Source organism: Sphingopyxis sp. Root154 (assembly GCF_001427105.1).
Taxonomy (GTDB): domain Bacteria; phylum Pseudomonadota; class Alphaproteobacteria; order Sphingomonadales; family Sphingomonadaceae; genus Sphingopyxis.
Genome location: NZ_LMGI01000001.1, coordinates 851042 through 873242 on the forward strand (window position 1 = coordinate 851042; position 22201 = coordinate 873242).

The following is a 22201-nucleotide window of genomic DNA, read 5'->3' on the forward strand; positions in this document are numbered from 1 at the left end:
CCCTAAAGGCCCGAGAAGGTCAGCCCCACCGAAACCCGATTGTCCGTGAATTCGCGGCCCGCCGTCGCGCCCCAGCTCGCCTGGGTGCGCCGCTGCAGGTCGAAGCGCAGCGCCATCCGCTTGCTCACGAGGTACGACGCGCTGCCGCGCCAGGTCCAGCGATCGTCCTTGCGGTCGATATTGTTGAAATCGCGCTTTTCGAGCTCGCCGCCCGCGCTGATGATCAGGTTGCGCAGTAGTTCGTAGTCGGCGCGCAGCGTCATGTTGGTCGCGAGATAGCCCGTCGCGCCATTGACGCCGGTTTCCTTGATGCCGCGGTCGACGGTGCCGGTGATCGTCACCAGCGGGGTGAGGAAATAGGCGATCTCGCCGCGCACAAGGAGGCCCGAGACGTCCTCGAACTCGACCGGCCGGTAGTCCTGCTGGAAATAGCCGAGCCGCAGCGCCCCGCGCGCCTTGCGGCCCAGTTCGAAACTCGCGCCACCGGCCAGCTCGAACCCTTTGGAATCGCGTGCCGGCACCGGGCCGATGCGCTCGCGATAATCGCGCTTATTGAGCGAGCCCGCGACGAACAGCGCGATGCTCGGGCTCAGCGCATATTCGCCGACGGCGGTGCCGGTGTAGGTCGTATGATCGCGAAAATCCTGGTCGATCGGGTCGTCGAGCGGCGTCACACTGTCGCTGTAATTGCGATTCTCGACGTCGACGACGCCGCGCACGCGCAGCCGGTTGAATACATGCGTATAGGTCGCCGTCCCCCCGCTCAGCGTGAAGCGCACCGGCCGCGACGCTTGCGTCGGACTATCGGGCGACACGCGTTCCTGGCTGTAGCGCCCGTTGCGCAGCGTCAGGTTCAGCGTGTCCGACTTGCTAATCGTGTAAAGCGCGCCCGCATTCACGGAATATTGGGTGGCGTTCTCACTCGCACGGCTGGCGTAGCGCAGCAGGTCGAGCTCACCGTCGAGCGACAGCTTGAGGGTCGGCGAAGGCCGCACCAGCGAAACGCGCGGGCGAATGCGCAGATAGGCATCGCCGATCCGGTCATTCTCCTGCGCATAGAGATTGTCGTCATATCCGGCGCCGATCGCCATGCGCGGCATCAGTTCGAGCACGCCGAGCTGGATCGGCTCGGGCGTATAATCGGGCCGGCGGCGTTCCAGCACGCCGATATTGCGGTCGCGCCCGAAGCTGTTCTCGCTCGAAACCGATCCGAGTCCGTCGGTCGCGTCGGATTGCTGGGCGAGCGTGGGCACTGCGAGGCAGCAGCTGCCGAGCAGCGCAAAGGTGATTGCGCGCTTCATCGGCGCGCCAGCGTCACAAGGATCGGCACATGGTCCGACCCGGTGGCGGGCAACCGCTGCGCCGACACCAGTCTCCAATCGGGTCCGGCATAAAGCTGGTCGATCGGCAGCACGGGAAAAGCCCGCGGCCAGCTAGGCAGCGCGCGCGTCATGCGGGTGAGCGGTGCGAAGGCGCGGTCCTGCTCTCGCATCGCCGCGGCCCAGGGGGTGAGGTTCATGTCGCCTCCAACGATCAACGCGTCACGATCGATCCGTGCCAGGGCGCGCGCCACGTCGTGTCTGCGCACCGCCTGATCGCGCGACGTCGGCCGGGGATAATGGAGCGTCACCACGGTGAAGGGGTTTTCGCCGGGCTCCGCGACCCGCGCCCAGAGCATCGCGGGACCGAATTTGCGGCCCCCCGGATCCTTCAGGAAATAGTCGCTATCGTCGATCGGCCAACGCGAAAAGATGGCAAGGTCACAGCCCGGCGGGCATTTGGTTGCATGGGCGAAATGCTGGTTCAGCGCCGCCAGCATCGGCGCAAAACTGCCATCGACCTCCTGCAGCATCACGACATCGGGCTTGGCGTCGATGATCGCCTGCGCGGTATCGGCGGGGTCGCGATTGCCCTGCCAGACATTGTGGGTCAGCAGCCGGATTGGGATCGCGCCCTTTTGCGGGGCCGGAATCTCGCGCGTCAGCTCGGGCATCACGCCAATCGCGACCGGCGTGAGGCCAACCAGGGCTGCGACGACCGTCCAGCGCAGGCGCGGCCGGGCGAGCAGCAATCCTACCAGCACCGCCACGCCAAATAGCGGCAGAAATGACGCCAGAACATCGAGCATCGGCACGAGCGCGCCGCCAAGCGACAGCCACGCGGCGAGGCTCGCCCCGCCGGCCAGCAGGGTGCCAAAGATGCGGGCCAGCTTCACGCGCGGGCGAGCAGCCGGTTGCGCAGGGCATAGCTCGATTGCCGGAGCGATGCGGGGATCAGCTTCGCGGCGAGCAGCAGCGCCGCGGTGCCCGCCCCCTCGGGCAGATAGAGATCGCCCACCCGGATCGCCGTGCGCCCCGGATATTTCATCGCATAACGCGCATAATGCGCGATTTCCTGATTCACGAGCCGCCGCAGCAACGCCGTCTCGCGCGCCGTCGCACCGGCAATCATCCCGCGCGCGGTCTCGACCAGACATGGGACGTCGAGCGTCGTCGTCGACTTGCTGACCTTGTTTTCGCTGTCGCGGTGAAAGACAGCGGTGACGCGCGGATCATAACGCAGCGCCCCTTTCGCAAGCACCCGCAGCCACAAATCCTTGTCGCCGCCGCGCACCGCACGCCCTTCGGGGAACAGTCCCGCCTCGAACAATGTATCGCGCCGGACCGCGATCGCGCCCGTCCACATCGGACATTCGCGCACCGCCAGCCACGCCGCAAGAAAGCCGGCGAGATCGAGGCTTTGCGGCTGCTCCAGCTCCGGCGCGATCCGCTGGGGTTGAGAGCGATCCTCAAAAACATGGTCAAACCGCGTCGCCACCGCGCGCACGCCCGGGTCGGCGCTTATGCCCTCGGCCAGCACCGCGAGATGATTGGGATTCCAGAGGTCGTCGGCATCGAGAAAGGCGATCCAGTCGCCGCGCGCCGCGCGGATGCCGATGTTTCGCCCGGCATAGCCGCCCGGCCCCGGCGTCGAGAGGTCGAGCAGCTGGATTCGCTCGTCGCCGATCGCGGCAACGATCTCGCGCCCGCCGTCGGTCGAACGATTGTCGACCACCAGTATCTCGTGCGGCGGGAACGTTTGGGCAAATACGCTCTCGATCGCGGCGCGCACATGCGCGGCCTTGTTATAGAGCGGCATCGCCACGGAAAAACGTGGCGCATCATGGGGAGGAGTCATCAGTCGCGTGCTGCCTTTCGTCCCCCCGCGAGATTGAGATATTCGCTCACCGCCACCCCGGCGAGCTCCAGTGTCAGCCACATCACGGCCAGCCGCCGCCGAAACGACAATTCGCGCGAGATCGCCGCGCGGCGCAGCCGCCGGATCGTATCGACCGCCGTAACCCCGAGCACATGGACAAGGCGCGGACGCCGCCGGGTGCGATCCCAGCGCCCGCCGCTCAGCCGCTGCCGCTTGCGCACCAGCTCCGCGCGGCTCGCGCGCACCGGGTGGCGCACCAACATCGCCGACACATAGACGAGCGGATGACCGCTATCGCGGATGCGCAGCGCCATCTGGCGATCGCCGCCCGACTTCAATGCCGCATCGAACCCGCCGAGCGCCTTCAGCAACGCCGTCTCGCTCGCCCAATTGGCCGTCGCGCAATTGCCGCGCGCCGCGTGCGCCTGGGGAAAGCTGAACAGCCGCTCGTAGTCGCCGAACACCTCGCGCTCCTGCGCAATCTCGTCGAACAGCTCGATCTTGCCGGCGAGCACGCCGAACCCCGGATTCGCCTCCGCCGCGCGCAGCACTTGCTCGAGCCAGTCGGGCGCGGGCTCGCAATCGGCATCGGTAAAGGCGGTGATCGGCGCGCGGACCCGGCCGATCCCCAGGTTGCGCGCCACGTAAGAGCCGGGCCTTGTCTCTTCGAGCAGTTCGACGCCCGCATAGCTGCGGGCAATGGTGCGCGTTGCGTCGTTCGATCCGTTGTCGACGACGATGATTTGATATGCCGCGCGTGGGAGCGTCTGGCGCGCGAGCGCGTCGAGGCAACGGCCGAGCACCTTTTCTCCGTTCCACACGGGTATGACGACTGCGACTTGAAACATAGATACGCCTGTCCAGTGCCCCCGCGACGGTCCAATCGGCTGTCGACCGCATGCCGGTCAACAATATGCTGCACCTGCGAAGACGAGTTGCCCCGTTGACCGGACGACCGGAGCGCCGGTGCCTTCGCTCTCAAATAATTGCCAGCTACCAAGGATCGCGTCGGCCCGTCGTTGGTTCTGAACCGCGCAGCCATGCGCAACCGCAAGTAAAAAGGCGATCCAAGTGGGTGATTCCCTACCCGAATCGGGCAAAACCACCGAAGTTCTGGTGGTGTCGCTCGAATCAGCAGCGGCCCGCCGGGCGGCCTTTGCCGCGCGCGCGGCGGACACGTCGCTTGCGTGGCGTTTTTTTGATGCCTGTACCGCCCCGGCGCCGGGGATGACGATCGACGAGCCCGCGATCCGCAGCAACAAAGGCCGGCCGATGAGCAAGGGCGAGATCGGCTGCTATGCCAGCCACTTCTCGATCTGGCAGGACATGGTCACGCGCGGCGTGCGGCAGGCGATCGTCCTCGAAGACGATACGGTGGTCGACTGGGCCTATCTCGAACCGCTCGCGCGCACCGATCTTCACGCCGAGGGCATCGATTACCTCAGGCTCTACGCCAAGCGGCCGACATGGCAGCGCGTCGTGCGGCGCGACTTCCTCCAGCATTCGCGCGCGATCGTCGAGCTGGTCGGCCTCGCCTATGGCACGCAGGGCTATGCGATCACGCTCGAAGGCGCGCAGCGCCTCGCCAATCATTGCCGCACCGTCCGCCGCCCGATCGATGACGAGATGGACCGGTCGTGGGCGCACGGCCTGCCCAATCTCGCGCTCTATCCCGCGCCGATCCTCGAAGCCGCGATCGTCTCGGACATCGGAAATTCGCGCTTCGGGCCCAAGGCAGATCCGCTCTATCATTCGGTCAGGCAAAAGGCCTGGCGCGCTCTCGAACGCGCACGCATGCGGATGCTGAAAGCGAGACGCCTGCTTGAGCGCTGACCTCCCCGCCCGCTTCGACGACGGGTTACGCGCGCGCAGTCGCAGCTCGATCGGCTGGACGATCACGCGTTTCCTGTCGGATCAGATCTTCTCGTTCGTCGTCTTCGTGATCCTCGCGCGCCTGCTGACGCGCGCGGATATCGGCGCCTTTGCAGTGATGGCGGTGACCGCCGAAGCCTTCCGCATCATCGCCACCGCCGGCCTTGTGCAGACGATCGCCCGCAAGCGCGAGATCACCCCGGCCTTTCTCGACACCATCTATCGCTCGCAGCAGGCCTTCTCCTTTCTCTCCGCGATCCTGATCATGGCGCTGGCGCAGCCGATCGCGAACTGGATGGGCGCACCCGATATCGCGCTGCCGCTCGCGGTGATGAGCCTCGCACTGCCGATCTCCTCCTTCGGCGCCACGCATATGGCGCTGCGCCTGCGCGAGTTCGGGCATCGCACCACCGCGCTCCGCTCGGTGGTCGGCGGGCTGATCGGCGGCACCTGCGCGGTCGCCGCCGCCTTTGCCGGGCTCGGCCTCTGGAGCCTCGTCATCCAGCGCCTCGTGACCGAGATCGTCGGGGTCATATTGTCACGCGCCTCCTATGACTGGAAACCGGGCTGGCAGTTCGACTGGCTTATCCTGCGCGGCAACATCATGCTCAACGCCAGCCTGATCTATGTCCAGCTCGCCTTCCTCGCGACGGTGCGCGTGCAGGAAATGGCGATCGGCGCCGGGATCGGGCTCGCCGCGGTCGGTGTCTATCGCACCGCCTGGCGCACCGTCGAGCTGATCGGGCGCGGCGCGATCCAGCCCTTTACGCAGGTCGCGGTGCAGACGCTCGCGCGGGTCAAGGACGACCCAGCCGAGCTGCGCAAAGCCTATCGCTGGATGATTGCGCGCGCCTCGGCGCTATCCTTCCCGGCGCTTGTCGGCTTCGGCGCCCTCGCGCCGATCGCGATCCCCACCGTGTTCGGCGCCAAATGGGCCGAAGCCGGCCAGCTCGCGCAAATCTTCGCCTTCATGGCCGTGCCCTTCACGCTCAACTTCTTCGCCTCGCCCTCGCTCAGCGTACTCGGCGCGTCGCGCAGCCTGATCTCGCTCTCGACGACGCAGCTGGTCCTCGGCGTGATCCTGACGCTCGCGGCGCTCCCTTACGGCCTCTTTGCGGTCGCAATTTCCTATGTCGGGCGCGCCTACCTCACCTTGCCGCTGCAGATCTGGCTGCTCCGCCGCGCCTCGGGCATCCGCCCGGTCGACAGTTTGCGCGCGGTCGGTGCCCCGCTGATCGCCTCCTCGGTGATGGGCGTCGCGCTGGCGATCGCGATGCGGCTGCTCGATACGCATCTGGCGGGCTGGCAGTCGCTGCTGCTGCTCACCGCGATTGGCGCGCTCTTTTACGCGATCGCGCTGCTCGCCATTTCGGGCGCGTGGCGCGGCCGTTTCCTGTTCCTGTTCAAACGCTTCAGAAAGAGCCCGATATGACCAAGAAGACTGCCGACCAGCTCGTCGGCGAACTCGCCCAGCGTTTCACGCGCGTGCTCGACGCCGTGATCCCTGCGGGCAAGCTCGCGCTGGTCGACTTCCCCGACCACTCCAATGTCGGCGATTCGGCGATCTGGCTCGGCGAGATGGCGTATCTGCGAAAGTCGGGCCGTCTTCCGGCCTATTATTCCGCGATCGCCGATTTCGACGACGAGGCTTGCCGCGCGGCGATCGGCGACGGGCCGATCCTGATCCACGGCGGCGGCAATATGGGGACGCTCTGGCCCAAGCATGAAGCCTTCCGCCTGCACCTGCTCCGTACGCATCGCGGCCATCCGATCGTCCAGATGCCGCAGTCTATCCACTATGCCGACCCCGCCGCCGCCGCCGAAATGGCCGAGGCGATCCGCGCGCATGGCCAGTTCACCCTGCTCGTCCGCGACGCCCGCTCGCTCGCCTTTGCCGAGCAGCATTTCGATTGCGATATCCGGCTTTGCCCCGACGCCGCGCTGATGCTTGGCCGCCAGCGCCGCGACCCCGCCACCGCGCCGGTCTTCGCGCTACTCCGCACCGACCATGAACGCGCCGCCGGCGACGCCACGCTACCTGCGGGCGTCGTCGCCGACGACTGGCTCGAAGAAGATGCCGGCCAGAAACGCCGCCTCCGCCTGTCGCTGGGGCTCGGCCGCCTCCTCACCCGCGATCCGATGGTGCAGCGCGCCGCGCGGCAGCAGCGTCTCGCCGAATGGCGCTTCCAGCGCGGTCTCGCGATGCTGTCGACCGGCGAGCTGGTCGTCACCGACCGGCTGCACGCGCACATTCTCTCGCTGCTGCTCGACATCCCGCACGTGCTGCTCGACAACAGCTATGGCAAGGTCGCGGGCTTCGCCGATCAATGGACGGGCGACTATGCGGGGCTGATGCGCGCGACAAATCGCGCCGAAGCTTTCGACACCGCGCTGGCCTGCCGCGCCCCGCAAATCGTGGACGGCTAAGCGCCGTCCACGGGGCGCCGCTCAATAGGCGTTGCGGTGTACCAGCACCTGCGCGGTGCGCGCGAGGATCGAAACGTCGCGCAGCAGCGACCAGCCGTGCTGATATTCCAGATCGGATTCGAGCCGGTCCAGAATATCGCGCCGGGTATTGGTCGCGCCGCGAAAGCCGCGGATCTGGGCGAGGCCGGTAATTCCCGGCTTGAGCGCATGGCGGTGCCAATATTGCCGGTCGACGCGCCAGAACAGCTCGTTCCCGGCGGTCGAGCCCAGCGCATGCGGGCGCGGCCCGACGAGGCTCATTTCGCCCGACAGCACGTTGATCAGCTGCGGCAGCTCGTCGATGCTCGTCGCGCGAATGAACCGTCCGACGCGCGTGATCCGGTCGTCGTCGCGGCTCGCCGAACGCGCGCCGTTGGCGTCGGTCGTCTCGGCGCGCATGCTGCGGAATTTCAGGATCCGGAAGATGCGGTTGCCGCGCCCCATCCGCTCCTGGCGGAAAAAGACCGGCCCCGGCGAATCGAGCTTGATCGCCAGCGCCACGATCAACAGCAGCGGCGACAGCAGGATCAGCGCCGGAATCGTCACCGCAAGATCGAGCGCGCGCTTCTTCACCCGGTTGGCGCGGTTGAGCGGGCCCCACGACACCACCAGCGTCGTCACCCCGCCGCGCTGGCGCGTGGTCAGCGGCCCCAGTTCGGCAATTTCGGGCATCACGATCTCACCCACGATATTGACGCCTTTCAGCGCGCGGGCCCATTCGACCTTCCGTTCGGGCGCACACACGATCGTCACCCGGTCGTAATCCTGCAGCACGGTGCCGAGGCGATCGAGCATATAGGGGTCGTCGAGATCGGTACGGAGCCCCGACGCGCGCGCATCGATGATCTCGCGATCGAGGTAGGATGCGGGCAGGCTCGCGCCGTCGACAATGACCAGTTCGGCGGTCATGTCGCCGAAAGCCCGGCGCACGATACGGCAGATCAGGAGCCGCTGCGCGACCAACAAAGTCACTGCGGTCACCATGCCCATGCCGACCGCCAGACGTGGCACTTTGCCGGTTATCCGTAGCGAGAAGGCCACAAGCAGGAAGACGAACAAGGTCGTCGCGAACGACAGCAGCGTCTGGCGAACGCTTTTGACCGGGCGGGTCAGGCAGCGCGGATTATAGGCCTGATTCTGGAAGGCGATCGCGAAATGGACGAACAGTGCGCCCAGCATCGCGGTCAACAATCCTTCCGAGATGCTGCGGGGCTGCTCGATCATCAACGTCACGGCGAAGCCCACCGCGAGCGCCGCCGCGTCCAAGGCTATCAGTCCCAGACAGAGCCATATCTTGGCATCGCGCCGCGCCGCTTTCGCAAGCGGCGTTCGAATGGGTGCGCCTTGGAGCGCCAAGTCGATTTTGGTCATGGGATGGGGAGCTCCCTGGGGTTGGCTATATTGTTGCAATGCAACATGTCTTGGGCGCCAGGGAATACAAGCGGGCCGCGCGGGCACGTGCCGGATACAAGATGATCCGTGCGGATATCATTTGGTATGCCGCGATGCGGGCAAAATGGCCCGGGCGGCGCGGACCGCCCGGGCAGTGCGCATATCAGAAGGCTGCGGTCACACTGGCTACCACCGCGGCGTCGGCAATCGAGCCGGTCCCGTCCCCACCCTCGCTGAAATTGGGCTGCAGGCGCGCTGCCCCGGATTTGCTGATGTCGGTATCGATATAGGACAGATTGAGCGTCAGGTTGCGCCAGCTGGCGTCCATACCGAGCGACCAGTCCCAGTAGCGGCCCGTCGGGGCAACGCTGGTGCCGTTGGGGCCGAGACCGGGATTGCCGTCCGAATGGCCGATATGCGCCTTTGCGGTGAAGGGCGTTCCGCGAATCGCGACCGCGCCGTCGCCCCACAGGTAGAGGTTATCGTCGCTCTGCCCGCGGCTGTTCGGCGCGCTCGAGACATTGGCGAGCGCATGTTGCTCGGGCGCATAGGCGACCCCGGCGGTCAGAGTCGCCGATCCGGTCGTTCCGGTCAGCTTCGCATAAGGCTCGGCGAAATCGGATTCATCGGCGCCGCCGGGATACATGTACCAGACAAGGCCGACGTCGAGCGTGGTCTTGTCGCTTAGCGGCAATTTATAACCGCCGATCAGATCGAGTTCCATATTGGCGCCCCCGAAGGTCCCCCACCCCGCAAGATTCGACGCCCAGACGCCGGCATAGAGGCCGCTTTGATGCGTGAGCGTCAGGCCGCCCTGGACGGCCATTTCCTCGTCGGACTGCGAGACGCCGCGGAAACGGTAATCGGACACGATGGTCGCGGATCCCGTGATCGTGACGGATTTTGCTTCTTCATCCTGCGCAAAAGCGGCGGCCGGCAAAAGGCACGCGAGCAGGGCGGCGGCTGAGATAATGGTCTTCATCTGATCCTCTGATATGGCCTCTTCCGGAGTGGGGAGGCTCGCGAGGACGTCCAACTAGATCAGCGCGGCATTGAAAATCGAGAGCGCCGGATGCTCATTTGCATAGTGTTTTCTTTATGCGCCGGTTCGCTCTCTCGTAGGGGGTTCGACAAGAATTTCCGGAACGCTTTCAAAGAAAAATGGCGCATTTGAATCCGGCGGAGACAGGCGTCTCCATCGCTCTGAAACCTCGACAGCCTCCCACAAGCCCGGGCCAACAAACAGCAAGGCGCTTCCGGCGCTCGCGCCGAGGAAGGTCGCCGCCGACAGAAGGATCATCAGCGCACCCGGATCGCGCGGTCCGGTCGTCATGGCCATATTATGGAGCCGGAGCGCGAGCAGCCAGCCGATGCCCAGGAGCAAGATGCCCGACGCGCGCAGCCCGATATTGGCGGCGGGCGTTTCATGCCATTTCTTCATTGCGAACCTCCAGCGGGAGGCCGCCCAATTACGCATGATCGCGTAGGAATTCGAGATTGGGAAACGGCGCCGCGCATTGAGATTGCGTATAATTGGGGCGACCCGGTCTCAGCTCATCTTGTCGGCGAGAAAGGCGACCAGAGCCACCATGGCGCACATATAGATTGTGAGTGCCGAGGGCCCTTGTGCGCCCAGCCAGTCGACGACCCGGTCGTACCGCGACGACCGCGCAGCATCGGACGGGTTTTTGAAATCGTCGCCTATCATCACGATCAGATAGGCGCTCCCGCCATTTAAAATCGAGAGCAGGTCAGCCTCATGTCCATATGATCGGCATAGTATCCGCGCGATTTAAGGCGCCCGTCCGAGTTCGTCGCCCGGCGTCTCGCTCACCGATCGCAGGCGATAGCCGATGCCGAGTTCGTTGCTGATGATCTGTGGTTGTTGCGGATCGCTCTCGAGCTTCTGGCGCAGGGTGCGGATGAGGACGCGCAGATATTCGACATGATGTTCGACCTCGTGCGGCCAGACCTGCGCCATGATCTGGTTGTGCGTGATGACGCGCCCCGGGTGCCGCGCAAGCTGGGCGAGCACGGCATATTCCTTGGGGGTCAGATGAACCTCGCGGCCCGCCTTTACGACGGTGCGTGCGATGAGATCGATCGTCACATCCCCTGCGGTCACCGAGAGCATGCCGCCGTCACGGGTCATGCGGTTACGCAAGGCCACGCGCACGCGCGCGAGCAATTCGTCGGTGTCGAACGGCTTGGTCAGATAATCGTCGGCGCCGAGGTCGAGCGCGGCGACCTTCTGGTCGGTCGCGTCGCGCGCCGAGACGACGATCAGCGTCGTGTCCGACTGCTGCTTGACGAGGGGCACAAGCTCCAGCCCGTCGCGATCGGGCAGACCCAGATCGAGCAGCACGATATCGGGACGCTCCTCGCGAAGCAGTTCGAGCGCTTCGCGGGCACTCTCGGCTTCGACGATCGCATAGTCGGCGCGCGCCAGCGCGGCATGGATCAGGCGGCGGATATGCAGCTCATCGTCCACAACCAGAACCTTGTGACGCACTTTCATGGTTGATCCTTGTCGTCCAGATGCGTGATGATCAGCGTCTCGGGGATGCGAATGGTGAAGCAGGCGCCGCGCGGGTCTTCATTGTTGCTCGCGTCGACCGACAGCCCCATCGCCTCGGCAAATCCCTTGACGATGGCGAGCCCAAGGCCGGTGCCATGCTTCGCGCGATCGCTGCCCTCGAGACGGGTGAAGGTTTCGAAGACGCGCTTCTCGTTTCCGGGCGCGATCCCCGGCCCCTGATCGATGATCGACAACGATATGGCATCGGCGGCGCGGCGGGCGTGAATGGTGATCGGGGTGCCGGGGTCGGCATAGCGCCCGGCATTGTCGAGCAGATTGATCAGGCAGTGGTGGAGCAGCACCGGATCGACCCGCACCAACGGGATATTAGGCGAGATATCGACCTTGACCTCATGCCCCAGCAGCGACGCCCGCGTATCGTGCGCCGCGCTGGCGGCGGCATCGAACAGGTCGGTCGCCTCGACCTTCATCGGCAGCGCCCCCGCCTCGACGCGCGCCATGTCGAGCAGGTTCGACACGAAGCGATTGAGGCGAAGCGCCTCGGTCTCGATCGTCTCGGCGAGCTGCGCCGAGGGATTGCGCCGGATTTCCTGCGCGGCCGAGAGGATCGTCGTGAGCGGAGTGCGAAGGTCGTGGCTGACCGACGAGAGCAGCGCCGAGCGCAGCCGGTCGCGTTCGTCGACCTGCCGCGTACGAAGCGACGCCTCTTCAAGTTCCATGCGGTCGAGCGCAATCGACGCCTGATCGAGGAGGCTCATCAACAGCGGCACCTGATCCGAACGGACAGGCTCGCGCGCGTCGTCGCGCGTCAGGCCAAGCACGCCGAGCACGCCGCGCGTCGTGCGCAAGGGATGGAACAGCCAGTCCGACGCGGTGAGGGTCGACGACCCGCGCCCCGCCGGCTGTTCATTGTCCATCGCCCACTGCGCCGCCGCGCGCTCGATTTGCTCGAGCCGGTCCTCGGGCGGCACCGCGGCGCGCAGCATCGGACCATCGGCCGACGGCAGCAGCAGCGCGGTGCGGACGTCGAGCAGCCGCCCGACCTCAGCGCAGATCGCGTGCATCAGCGTGTCCTGGTCGGGCGCCGCGATCAATTGCCGTGAGAAGCTGGCGAGCGCCGCATTCTGGCGTGCGCTCCACTGGGCCAGATCGGCCTGGGCGCGCACGCGCGCGGCAAACTGGCTGGTCACCACGGCGACCCCGAGCAGCACGAGAATGCTGACGACATTTTCGGGGTTGTTGACGGTCAGCGTGCCGGTCGGCGGCAGGAAGAAGAAATTATAGGCGAGGCTCGACGCAAGGCCCGCGAACAGGCCGGCGCGCAGCCCGAATGTCGCCGCGGCGAACATGACCGGCACCAGAAAGAGCAACGCGATATTGCCAAGGTCGATCGCCGCGAGGAGCAGGCGTGCGAGCGCCGTCATCGCGGCGACCATGACCAGCGACCAGATATAGTCGGCCGGCCGGCCCCAGCGTCCGGGGACCGTGATCCGGACGCGCGGTTGCCCCGGCTTTGCGGCGGGCTCGCCGGGCAGCACATGCACCGCGACATCGTCGATCGTCCGCACGAGCTGGTCGACGACCGATCCGTGACGCAGCTCGAACCACCAGGGACGGCTCGACTTGCCGATGACGATCTGCGTCGCGCGCGCATCGCCGGCAAAGGCGCGCAGCCCTTCGACGACGCTTGCCGCCGGGACCGTCGCGGTCGAGGCGCCGAGCCGCGAGGCGAGTGCGAGCGTATCCGCGAGCTGGCGGCGATCCTCGTCGGTCATGCCCCGGCTGCGCCGCGTCTCGATATAGACCGCGCTCCACGGCGCCCTGAGTGCGTCGGCGAGCCGCTTGCCCGCGCGGACGAGTTCGGCGGCGACGGGCAGTTCGCTGACCGCGACGACGATCCGTTCGCCGACCGCGAAGCTGCCCGCGAGCGCATGGCTGCGCACATGGTCGAGCATCTGCGCATCGACCGCCTGCGCCGCGCGGCGCAGCGCGAGTTCGCGCAGCGCGGTGAGGTTCGATTTCGAGAAGAAATGGGTAAGCGCGCGCGTCGCTTCCTGCGGGATATAGACCTTGCCGTCGCGCAGCCGCTCGATCAGCTCGTCGGGCGGGATGTCGACGACCTCGATCTCGGCATTTTCGAGGATCGAGTCGGGCACCGTTTCGCGGACGCGGACGCGGGTGAAGGATGCGACGACGTCGTTCAGGCTTTCGACGTGCTGGATATTGATCGTCGAATAGACGTCGATCCCCGCACCCAGCAGTTCCTCGACATCCTGATACCGCTTGGGATGGCGGCTGCCGGGCGCGTTGGTATGCGCAAGCTCATCCACCAGAACGAGCCCGGGGCGGCGTTCGAGTATCGCGTCGATGTCCATTTCGCCCAGACTATGGCCCTGATGGTCGACGTCGCGGCGCGGGATGATCTCATGGCCGTGGACAAGCGCCTCGGTCTCGCGCCGGCCGTGCGTCTCGACCACCCCGATCACGACATCGACCCCGGCCTCGCGGCGTTGCCGTCCGTCGGTGAGCATCTCCCACGTCTTGCCGACGCCGGGCGCAGCGCCGAGAAACACCTTGAGACGACCGCGACCTTCCTGCGCCGCCTGACGCAGGAAGGTTTCGGGGGATGGTCGATCGTTTCCTGTCACGCGGCGGGTTTAGCCCCAAAAGCATCGAGCCGTCGATTGAGCTTGAACACATTGACGCGCGGCTCGCCAAGAAAGCCGAGAAGCGGCTTGTCGACGCTCTGTTCGACCAGCCTGCGAACCACTGCTGGATCGAGACTGCGCGCCTTTGCGACGCGATCGACCTGATAGAAGGCGGCCTCGGGGGTGATGTCGGGGTCGAGGCCCGAACCCGAGGCGGTGACGAGGTCCGCGGGCACGGCCTTGCCGGGTTCGGCGGCCTTCAATTTCTCGACGTCGCCCTTGACGCGGTCGACCAGCGCCTGCGACGTCGGCCCGAGGTTCGAGCCCGACGAGGCGAGCCCGTCATAGCCCTTGCCCGCCGCCGAGGGGCGCGTGTTGAAATAGCGCTCCGACGTAAAGGCCTGACCGACGACGGTCGAGCCGACGACCTTGCCATTCTCTTCGACGAGGCTGCCGTTCGCCTGGCTCGGGAAGAGCGCCTGCCCGATGCCGGTGAGCGCCAGCGGGTAAGCAAGCCCGAGAAGCAGCGCGAACAATAGCGTCATGACGAGCGCCGGACGCAGCGAGGTGATGAGATCCTTGTTCATTGTCATATCCTCAGACGAGACCCAGGCCGCCGACCGCGAGGTCGATCAGCTTGATGCCGACAAAAGGTGCCACGAGGCCGCCAAGGCCATAGACGGCAAGATTGCGGGCGAGCAGCGGCCCGGCGCCCATCGGCTTGTACTTAACACCGCGCAGCGCGAGCGGCACGAGCAGCGGGATGATCAGCGCGTTGAAGATGATCGCCGACAGGATCGCGCTCTCGGGGCTGGTCAGCCCCATCACGTTGAGCACACCGAGGCCCGGATAGAGCACGATGAACATCGCGGGGATGATCGCGAAATATTTGGCGACGTCGTTGGCGACCGAGAAGGTCGTCAGCGCCCCGCGCGTCATCAAGAGCTGTTTTCCGAGACCGACGACCTCGATCAGCTTGGTCGGATCGCTGTCGAGATCGACCATATTGCCCGCCTCGCGCGCCGCCTGCGTGCCGGTGTTCATCGCGACACCGACGTCGGCCTGCGCGAGCGCCGGGGCGTCGTTGGTGCCGTCGCCGCACATCGCGACGAGCCGCCCGCCCTGCTGTTCCTTGCGGATCAGCTCGAGCTTGTCCTCTGGGGTCGCCTGCGCGAGGAAATCGTCGACCCCGGCCTCCGCGGCGATCGCGGCGGCGGTGAGCGGGTTGTCGCCGGTGATCATCACCGTGCGGATGCCCATCGCGCGCAGTTCGCCGAACCGTTCACGAATGCCCGCCTTGACGATGTCCTTGAGGAAGATCGCGCCGAGCAGCTGACCATCCTTCGCGACGGCGAGCGGCGTACCGCCCGCGCGCGCGATCTCGTCGGTGATGCGGCGCAGTTCGGTTGCGGCGGCGGTTGCCTCCACCCCGGGATTGGCCTTGAGGACCGAATCGACCGCGCCTTTCTGGATCACGCTGCCCTCAAGTTTGAGGCCCGAGATACGCGTTTGCGCGGTGAAGGGAATGATCTCAGCACCCGCGGGCAAGTCTATCATCGTCTGGCCGAACTTCTCGCGCGCGAGCGCAACGATCGAGCGGCCTTCGGGGGTTTCATCGGCGAGGCTGGCGAGCAGCGCCGCCTCCGACAGGACGGCCATCGACTGGCCGCCGACCGGGCGGAATTCGGTGGCCTGACGGTCGCCGACGGTGATCGTGCCGGTCTTGTCGAGCAGCAGGACATCGATATCGCCCGCCGCCTCGACTGCGCGGCCCGATTTCGCGAGCACGTTGAAACGCACGAGGCGGTCCATGCCGGCGATACCGATGGCGGAGAGCAAGGCCGCGATCGTCGTCGGGATAAGCGTGATCAGCAGCGCCGCGAGGATCGCGACGGGGATGCTGCCGCCTGCATAGCTCGCAAAAGCCGGAATCGTGCCGACCGCGATCAGGAAGATGATCGTCAGGCCGACGAGCAGCAGCGTCAGCGCGATTTCGTTCGGCGTCTTCTGCCGCTCGGCGCCTTCGACGAGCGCGATCATCCGGTCGAGGAAGCCCTGCCCCGGATTGACCGTCACCTGCACGCGGATCTCGTCGGAGATGACGCGTGTCCCTGCGGTCACCGCCGAGCGGTCGCCGCCCGCCTCGCGGATCACCGGCGCACTTTCGCCGGTGATCGCCGCTTCGTTGACCGACGCGACGCCCGCGACGACTTCGCCGTCCGACGGGATCAGGTCGCCCGTCTCGACAAGCACGACGTCGCCGACCCGGAGCGCGCTGGCGGGAACGCCTTCATACGCCTTCCCCTCGCCTTTCAGCCGCTTTGCCGTGAGTTCGGCCTTGGTGGCGCGCAGCGAGGCGGCTTGCGCCTTGCCGCGCCCTTCGGCAAGCGCCTCGGCGAAGGTGCCGAACAGCACCGTCAGCCAGAGCCAGATCACGAGCTGCAGCTTGAAGCCCGTCGCGAGGCCATCCTGACCGACGACGAGCAGCACCGTCAGCAAGGTTGCCACGACCGCCGTGGTGAACATCACCGGGTTGCGGATCAGCTCCCTGGGGTTGAGTTTGCGGAAGGCGTCGCCGATCGCCGGAACGATCAGGTCTGCCGTGAACAATGATTTTTGTACGGACCGAGCCATGTGCATGGATCCTTAAAAGAGCTGGCCGTTGATCATCGCGAGATGATCGGCGATGGGACCGAGCGCGAGGCCGGGAAGGAAGGTCAGGCCGCCGACGATCAGCACGATGCCGATCAAAAGGCACGTCCACAGCGGCCCCGTCGTCGGGAAACTACCCGCCGATTCCGGCGTATATTTCTTCGCCGCCAGACCGCCCGCGATCGCCAGCATGGGAATGATGATGAAGAAACGGCCGATCCACATCGCGGCGCCCAGCATGCCGTTATAGAAAGGCGTGTTGGCGGTAAGGCCCGCAAAGGCCGACCCGTTGTTCGCGACCGCGCTGGTGAAGGCGTAGAGGATTTCCGAAAAGCCGTGCGGACCCTTGTTGAGCGGCCCCGCCAGCCCCGCCTCGGTCACCGACGCGATCGCCGTGAAGCCGAGGATGATGAGCGGCAGGACAGCGATCGCGAGCACCGCGAGCTTCACCTCGCGCGCCTCGATCTTCTTGCCGACATATTCGGGGGTACGCCCCACCATCAGCCCCGCGACGAAGATCGCGAGGATCGCGAAGAGCAGGAAGCCGTAGATGCCCGCACCGACGCCGCCGATCACGACTTCGCCAAGCTGCATGTTGAACAGCGGAATCATCCCGCCGAGCGCGGTAAAGCTGTCATGCATGCCGTTGACCGCCCCGCACGACGCGGCGGTAGTGACGACCGCGAACAGCGCCGTCTGGGCGATGCCGAAGCGAACCTCCTTGCCTTCCATATTGCCGCCCATGGCGCCAAGATCATGGAGGATCGGATTGCCCGCGGCTTCCTGCCAATAGGTGATCGCGGTGCCCGCGACGAACAACGTCGTCATCGCGGCAAGGATCGCCCAGCCCTGGCGCTGGTTGCCCACCGCACGGCCGAAGGTCCAGGTCAGCCCGACGCCGATCGCGAAGATCGAAAGCATCTGGACGAGGTTGGTGAGCGCGGTTGGATTTTCAAACGGATGCGCCGAGTTGGCGTTGAAGAAGCCGCCACCATTGGTGCCGAGCAGCTTGATCGCTTCCTGCGAAGCGACCGGACCGAGCGCGAGCGTCTGCTTGACGCCTTCTAGCGTCGTCACGTCGACCGAACCCGCCAGCGTCTGCGGCACGCCGCTCGCGATATAAAAGATCGCGATGGCGAAGCAGAGCGGGAGGAGCAGATAGAGGGTGACGCGCGTCATATCGGCCCAGAAATTGCCGATCGTCGATGCGCTGCGCCGGGCAAAGCCGCGGAACAGTGCGAAAGCGAGCGCGATGCCCGTCGCCGCCGACAGGAAGTTGTGGATCGTCAGCCCGAGCATCTGGCTGAGGTTCGACATCGTCGATTCCCCGCCATAGCTTTGCCAGTTGGTGTTGGCAGTGAAGCTGATCGCGGTGTTGAACGCCAGATGCTCATTGACCCCGTCAAATCCAAGCGGATTGAGCGGCAGCCCGCCCTGCAGGCGCAGGATCGCATATGTGAAGAGCGCGAGCATCGCGTTGAAGATCAGCATATGGACCGCGTAACGGCGCCACCCCTGCTCTTCGGTCGGGTCGATGCCCGACAGGCGGTAAAAGCCCGTCTCGACCGGGCCGAGTATGCGGTGCAGCGGCGTCCGGCGCCCTTCGTAGAGCGCGAAGAGCCACTGCCCCATCGGCTTGCAGAGCAGGAGCAGGATCGCGACGAACGCGATGATGAGAAACCATCCCTGAAAGGTCATGGGTTCGCCTCCTTAGAAGCGTTCAGGCCGTGCGAGCACGGCAACGAGATAGATGAGAAGGCCGAGCGCGGTGGCGCCCGCGAGCCAGAGGTCGAGAGTCATGGACATCATTCCTTATGCGTCGTCGCACAGGCGCGCGTAGCCGAGGCTCGCGGCGAGCAAGGCGAGGATGATGCCGACCCAGATGAGATCCTGCATGGTTTTGCTCCAGCAAGGCGCTGGCCACGGGACGTGGCACGAGTCGTCTGCGGACTCCCAAATAGGTGAGGCGCGCGTTTGAATGCGAGAGACCGAAAGGGCGGCTCGCATAGTATTCTCATATGATTTTGCAGATTTTCTGGCCGGTGAGCGCGGGCCGCGAAAACAAATGGAAATACAATGGGCGGCGCCCTTCCTCGATCTCGAATCCCTATGCGCCTCCCAATAGATTGCGGGCATCGAGTTCCGATCTTCGGGCATCGATTGAGTAGCCAAGGAGCATCTCACCATGATTTCTGCGATTTCCGCGGAGCCCGACCCAGCCGGGTCGATAGTATTCGTTGGCCGCGACGCGGCCGGCCACTGGCTCGTTCAGGGCTGCAAAGGACAGCTTGAAGGCCGTTTCATTTCCCGCGACGCCGCCTGGGCTTTTGCCCGCGCCGAGTGCCGCGGCCTTCCGGGTGCGCGGATAGTCCACGCGCTGCGTCCGCTGATTTCCACCGTCTCGTTCGAGCCTTTGCGGCCCGACGAATGTGCGATCGACCGCGCGGCTTGAGGAGGCTCGTCATGCATTATTCCTATAGCGCCCCTGCCGGCATCGTCTGGATGGCACCCGCCACAAACGGGTGGGGAACGCTGGTGCAAGGCGCGCAAAACCGGGCTGAGAAGGATCGCCGCTGGCCCGCCATGCTTCGCAAGCTCACGGGCCTGCGCAAGCGTGGGCGCCGCAGCATTCGCATCGTCGACGCCGATTGCGGCGCGGGCGAGCTGCTGATTCACGCCGTCCGGCGCGCACGCGAGATGGGTTTCGTCGCGATCGAAGGCCGCGGTGTCGACGCCGATCCTCACCTGATCGCCAGCGCGCGCTGCGCGGCCACCGGGCACAGCGATCCCGCCATCGGCCTCGTCTTCGAACAGGGCGACCCGGACGAGGTCCTGCGCGAAGAAGCCGAATATCCGGCTGACCTGCTGCTCTGCCCGGCGTCCGACGCCGACACGCGCGAACGCGCGGCGCTGGCCCGCACCTCGGCGAACAGCGTCCTGTGGGATCGCAAGGCGAAACAGGAGCGCGGATCATGACCCGGCGCTATCTCTTCTGGCGTATCGCCGGGGCCGCCCTCATCGGCGCGGGCTATGTCCTGACCCACCTCGCAACCGAGGCCGGCGCCAACCTTGTCGGCATTACCGGCCTTCTCGTCGCCGCAGCCGGATTGCTTCTGATGCTCGCGGGAAAGAAGGCCGTGCTCGCGCTGCGTGTCGAGCGAAGCCGCCACCGCGAGCTGCCGGGTGCGATCCGCGCCTCGCGTCGCGCCCGGCGCGAAGAACACTAAGGCCTCCCCATCTAAGGATCAGTTTCATGTCCTCCTTTCACTTAGTCGGCGGCGAAATGCACGTCGAAGGGGCAGCGGCTCGCCCCGTGGATGGACGACGGCACCCCCTCGACCCGCGCCGCATGACGGCGGTCACGGCGCGGCGTTGAAGTCCGCCACCAGGTCGAAGCGGTCGCCGCGAAACAGCTGCCGCACATGGGTGACGACGCGCCCCGCGCGCCAGGTCGTGCGGTCGAGCTCGAGACAGGCAGCGCCCGTTCCGATCCCCAGCAGCGCCGCTTCCTTGCGCGTCGGCGTCACCGCGCGGATCACATGGCGCGCCTGCGTCCACGGAATGTGACCGAGCAGCCAGGTTCCCGGCGCTTCCCTGGCAAAGTCCGCGTCCGCTGCCTCGGGGACTTCGCTAAGCGCGATGAACCGTCGTTCGAGCGCAAAGGCTTCGCCCGCCGCCATATGCACGCCTTCAATGCGCAGCGCCGGACCGGAGAGCGGCTCACCGCCTGCGTCGGCGGTTTCTATCGACGCCAGCTCCCAGCGATAGGCTTCGCCGCGCGCGGCGATGAGTTCGGCGAGGTCGGGCACGGTCATCACCGCCGAATGAACCGGCGGATGCGCCACAAATGTCCCCGCCTTGCGGCGCCGTTCGACCAGCCCCGATGCGGCGAGTTCGCCGAGCGCCTTGCTCACCGTCGCACGCGCGCAGCCATAGCGCGCGGCGAGTTCCTGTTCGGTCGGCACGCGGTCGCCGGGGCGCCACTCGCCCGACTGGATCGAGGCGGCGATCTCTTCGCGGATGCGCCGCGCGGGGTTCATGCGAGCAGCCGCGCGATGCACGCGCGATAGGCGGCGCCGATGTCATCCGCATCGACATGACGGCCTTTCTCGACGCGCTTGGCGCCCGCGCGCCAAACGCTGTCCACCGCACCCGCGCGCGCCGCGAATATCCAGCGATCGAGCAAGGTCGCATCATCGGTTCCCGCGAAGGCGGAATGATCGAGGTCGAGCGAAACAATGTCGGCGGCGTGACCGACGGCGAGTCCGGCGGGCACACCCAGCGCCTGCGACCCGCCATGCACCGCGCGTGCGAACAGGTTCGCGCCGACGAAGGGCGACGCCTCGTCCGCCAGCAATGCCCGCGCACGCTGCGCCAGACGCTGCGAATATTCGAGCGCGCGCAGTTCCTGCGCCGCGTCGACGAGGATGTTGCTGTCGGTCCCGATCCCGAAACGACCGCCCGCGGCGAGATAGTCGACCGCCGGAAAAATGCCGTCGCCCAGATTGCCTTCGGTGATCGGGCACAGTCCGGCGACAGCGCCGCTCGCGGCGAGGCGCTGGACCTCGTTCGCATCGAGGTGGGTCGAATGGATCAGGCACCAGCGGTCGTCGACGCCGGCGTTGTCGATCAGCCATTCGACCGGCCGCGCGCCGCTCCACGCGACGCAATCGGCGACCTCCTTCACCTGCTCAGCGGCATGGATATGCACCGGGCCAGTTGGCGACATTTCAAGCAGCGCCGCCAGCTCGTCGGGCGTCACCGCGCGCAGTGAGTGCGGCGCAACGCCGATATTGGCGTCGCCGGAGAGCTTTGGCCACGAAGCGTCGAGCAGCGCCGCAAATCCGTCGACGTCGTTTAGAAAGCGCCGCTGGCCGGGGCTCGGCGGCGCCGCGTCGAAATTCCCGTGCGCGTAGAAGACGGGGAGCAAGGTCAGCCCGATCCCTGTCGCGGCGCTGGCCTGCGCAATCGCCCCTGCCATCTCGGCGGGGTCGGCATAGGCGGCGCCCGCCGGATCGTGATGCAGATAGTGAAACTCGCCGACTCGCGTGAATCCCGTCTCCAGCATCTCGGCATATGCCTGCGCGGTGATTGCCGCGACATCCTCGGGCGTCAGCCGATCGAGAAAGCGGTACATGATCTCACGCCAGCTCCAGAAATTATCGTCGGGCCGGCTGCGGCGCTCCGAGAGCCCCGCCATCCCGCGCTGGAAGCCGTGGCTGTGAACGTTGCACAGGCCGGGAAGCGCGACACGATGTCGTTCGTCTCCGGACTCCGCGGCAACGCCGGTCTCAACTGCTGCGATCCGGCCGTCGGCGACGTGCAATCGCACATCCTTCGCCCAGCCATTGTCGACCCATGCGCGTTCAAACCAGAGAGCCATCATCTTTCGTCCTCATATTATGTCTAGACATAATGACGCGTCCGGACAACA

Annotated in this window: 22 protein-coding genes; 6 read left to right on the forward strand and 16 right to left on the reverse strand. The window is 66.1% G+C overall.

Features of this window, described 5'->3' with window-relative positions:
- Nucleotides 1–2: 2 nt before the first annotated feature.
- From ASD73_RS03740 to ASD73_RS03755, 4 genes are read right to left on the reverse strand one after another with little or no spacing between them, the layout of a single operon-like run.
- Entirely contained in the window at nt 3–1301 is a 1299-nt protein-coding gene (locus tag ASD73_RS03740) for an outer membrane beta-barrel protein (protein ID WP_056369016.1), read from the reverse strand.
- On the reverse strand, nt 1298–2215 hold the full coding sequence (locus tag ASD73_RS03745; RefSeq protein WP_056369014.1) for an endonuclease/exonuclease/phosphatase family protein: 918 nt from the start codon (nt 2213–2215) through the stop codon (nt 1298–1300). The genes ASD73_RS03740 and ASD73_RS03745 overlap by 4 nt, the downstream gene beginning before the upstream one ends.
- Nucleotides 2212–3177, reverse strand: coding sequence for a glycosyltransferase family 2 protein (locus tag ASD73_RS03750; protein WP_056369012.1), 966 nt, complete (start codon nt 3175–3177; stop codon nt 2212–2214). Before ASD73_RS03750 ends, ASD73_RS03745 begins: the two co-directional genes overlap by 4 nt.
- Nucleotides 3177–4046, reverse strand: coding sequence for a glycosyltransferase (locus tag ASD73_RS03755; RefSeq protein ID WP_056369010.1), 870 nt, complete (start codon nt 4044–4046; stop codon nt 3177–3179). Before ASD73_RS03755 ends, ASD73_RS03750 begins: the two co-directional genes overlap by 1 nt.
- Before the next feature lie 223 nt (nt 4047–4269).
- Between ASD73_RS03755 and ASD73_RS03760 the strand changes: the two genes are divergently transcribed.
- Genes ASD73_RS03760 through ASD73_RS03770 form a run of 3 tightly spaced genes read left to right on the forward strand, consistent with a single transcriptional unit; the run spans nt 4270 to nt 7497 of the window.
- Complete coding sequence (locus ASD73_RS03760; RefSeq protein ID WP_082521338.1) at nt 4270–5031, forward strand: glycosyltransferase family 25 protein; 762 nt, start codon at nt 4270–4272, stop codon at nt 5029–5031.
- Nucleotides 5021–6502, forward strand: a complete 1482-nt coding sequence (locus ASD73_RS03765) for a lipopolysaccharide biosynthesis protein (RefSeq protein ID WP_056369008.1) — start codon at nt 5021–5023, stop codon at nt 6500–6502. Before ASD73_RS03760 ends, ASD73_RS03765 begins: the two co-directional genes overlap by 11 nt.
- A complete protein-coding gene (locus ASD73_RS03770) occupies nt 6499–7497 on the forward strand; it encodes a polysaccharide pyruvyl transferase family protein (RefSeq protein WP_056369006.1) in 999 nt (332 codons plus the stop codon). Before ASD73_RS03765 ends, ASD73_RS03770 begins: the two co-directional genes overlap by 4 nt.
- 21 nt (nt 7498–7518) lie before the next feature.
- On the opposite strand, the gene ASD73_RS03775 is transcribed toward ASD73_RS03770, so the two are convergent.
- The 10 genes from ASD73_RS03775 to kdpF all read right to left on the reverse strand — a co-directional run bounded on the left by ASD73_RS03775 (nt 7519) and on the right by kdpF (nt 18567).
- Entirely contained in the window at nt 7519–8907 is a 1389-nt protein-coding gene (locus ASD73_RS03775; protein ID WP_056369003.1) for an exopolysaccharide biosynthesis polyprenyl glycosylphosphotransferase, read from the reverse strand.
- Between the two features lie 184 nt (nt 8908–9091).
- A complete protein-coding gene (locus ASD73_RS03780) occupies nt 9092–9910 on the reverse strand; it encodes a TorF family putative porin (protein WP_056369001.1) in 819 nt (272 codons plus the stop codon).
- Between the two features lie 114 nt (nt 9911–10024).
- Entirely contained in the window at nt 10025–10369 is a 345-nt protein-coding gene (locus tag ASD73_RS03785) for a hypothetical protein (RefSeq protein WP_056368999.1), read from the reverse strand.
- Nucleotides 10370–10477: 108 nt separating this feature from the next.
- Nucleotides 10478–10636, reverse strand: coding sequence for a hypothetical protein (locus ASD73_RS22700; protein WP_156407304.1), 159 nt, complete (start codon nt 10634–10636; stop codon nt 10478–10480).
- 84 nt (nt 10637–10720) lie between these two features.
- Nucleotides 10721–11446 carry a response regulator transcription factor gene (locus ASD73_RS03790; RefSeq protein WP_056368996.1) on the reverse strand — a complete coding sequence of 242 codons (726 nt, stop codon included), beginning with the start codon at nt 11444–11446 and terminating at the stop codon, nt 10721–10723.
- A complete protein-coding gene (locus ASD73_RS03795) occupies nt 11443–14115 on the reverse strand; it encodes a sensor histidine kinase (RefSeq protein WP_056368994.1) in 2673 nt (890 codons plus the stop codon). The genes ASD73_RS03790 and ASD73_RS03795 overlap by 4 nt, the downstream gene beginning before the upstream one ends.
- Nucleotides 14112–14702, reverse strand: coding sequence for a potassium-transporting ATPase subunit KdpC (gene kdpC / locus ASD73_RS03800; RefSeq protein WP_056368991.1), 591 nt, complete (start codon nt 14700–14702; stop codon nt 14112–14114). Before kdpC ends, ASD73_RS03795 begins: the two co-directional genes overlap by 4 nt.
- A gap of 10 nt (nt 14703–14712) precedes the next feature.
- A complete protein-coding gene (kdpB, locus tag ASD73_RS03805; protein ID WP_056368989.1) occupies nt 14713–16749 on the reverse strand; it encodes a potassium-transporting ATPase subunit KdpB in 2037 nt (678 codons plus the stop codon).
- A 12-nt stretch (nt 16750–16761) separates the two neighbouring features.
- A complete protein-coding gene (gene kdpA / locus ASD73_RS03810) occupies nt 16762–18465 on the reverse strand; it encodes a potassium-transporting ATPase subunit KdpA (protein ID WP_056368987.1) in 1704 nt (567 codons plus the stop codon).
- A gap of 12 nt (nt 18466–18477) precedes the next feature.
- Complete coding sequence (gene kdpF / locus ASD73_RS03815; protein WP_039576313.1) at nt 18478–18567, reverse strand: K(+)-transporting ATPase subunit F; 90 nt, start codon at nt 18565–18567, stop codon at nt 18478–18480.
- A gap of 385 nt (nt 18568–18952) precedes the next feature.
- Between kdpF and ASD73_RS22165 the strand changes: the two genes are divergently transcribed.
- The 3 genes from ASD73_RS22165 to ASD73_RS03830 are packed head-to-tail and all read left to right on the forward strand — an operon-like array spanning nt 18953 to nt 19994.
- On the forward strand, nt 18953–19219 hold the full coding sequence (locus tag ASD73_RS22165) for a hypothetical protein (RefSeq protein ID WP_082521339.1): 267 nt from the start codon (nt 18953–18955) through the stop codon (nt 19217–19219).
- 11 nt (nt 19220–19230) lie between these two features.
- The gene (locus ASD73_RS03825) at nt 19231–19743 is read left to right on the forward strand and encodes a hypothetical protein (RefSeq protein ID WP_056368984.1); all 513 of its coding nucleotides are present in this window, start codon (nt 19231–19233) and stop codon (nt 19741–19743) included.
- Nucleotides 19740–19994, forward strand: a complete 255-nt coding sequence (locus tag ASD73_RS03830) for a hypothetical protein (RefSeq protein WP_056368981.1) — start codon at nt 19740–19742, stop codon at nt 19992–19994. The genes ASD73_RS03825 and ASD73_RS03830 overlap by 4 nt, the downstream gene beginning before the upstream one ends.
- A gap of 132 nt (nt 19995–20126) precedes the next feature.
- Here the strand turns inward: ASD73_RS03830 and ASD73_RS03835 are convergent, their stop codons facing one another.
- Both ASD73_RS03835 and ASD73_RS03840 read right to left on the reverse strand, forming a co-directional pair.
- Complete coding sequence (locus ASD73_RS03835; RefSeq protein ID WP_056368980.1) at nt 20127–20807, reverse strand: UTRA domain-containing protein; 681 nt, start codon at nt 20805–20807, stop codon at nt 20127–20129.
- Nucleotides 20804–22153, reverse strand: a complete 1350-nt coding sequence (locus tag ASD73_RS03840; protein WP_056368978.1) for a formimidoylglutamate deiminase — start codon at nt 22151–22153, stop codon at nt 20804–20806. Before ASD73_RS03840 ends, ASD73_RS03835 begins: the two co-directional genes overlap by 4 nt.
- Nucleotides 22154–22201: the final 48 nt, after the last annotated feature.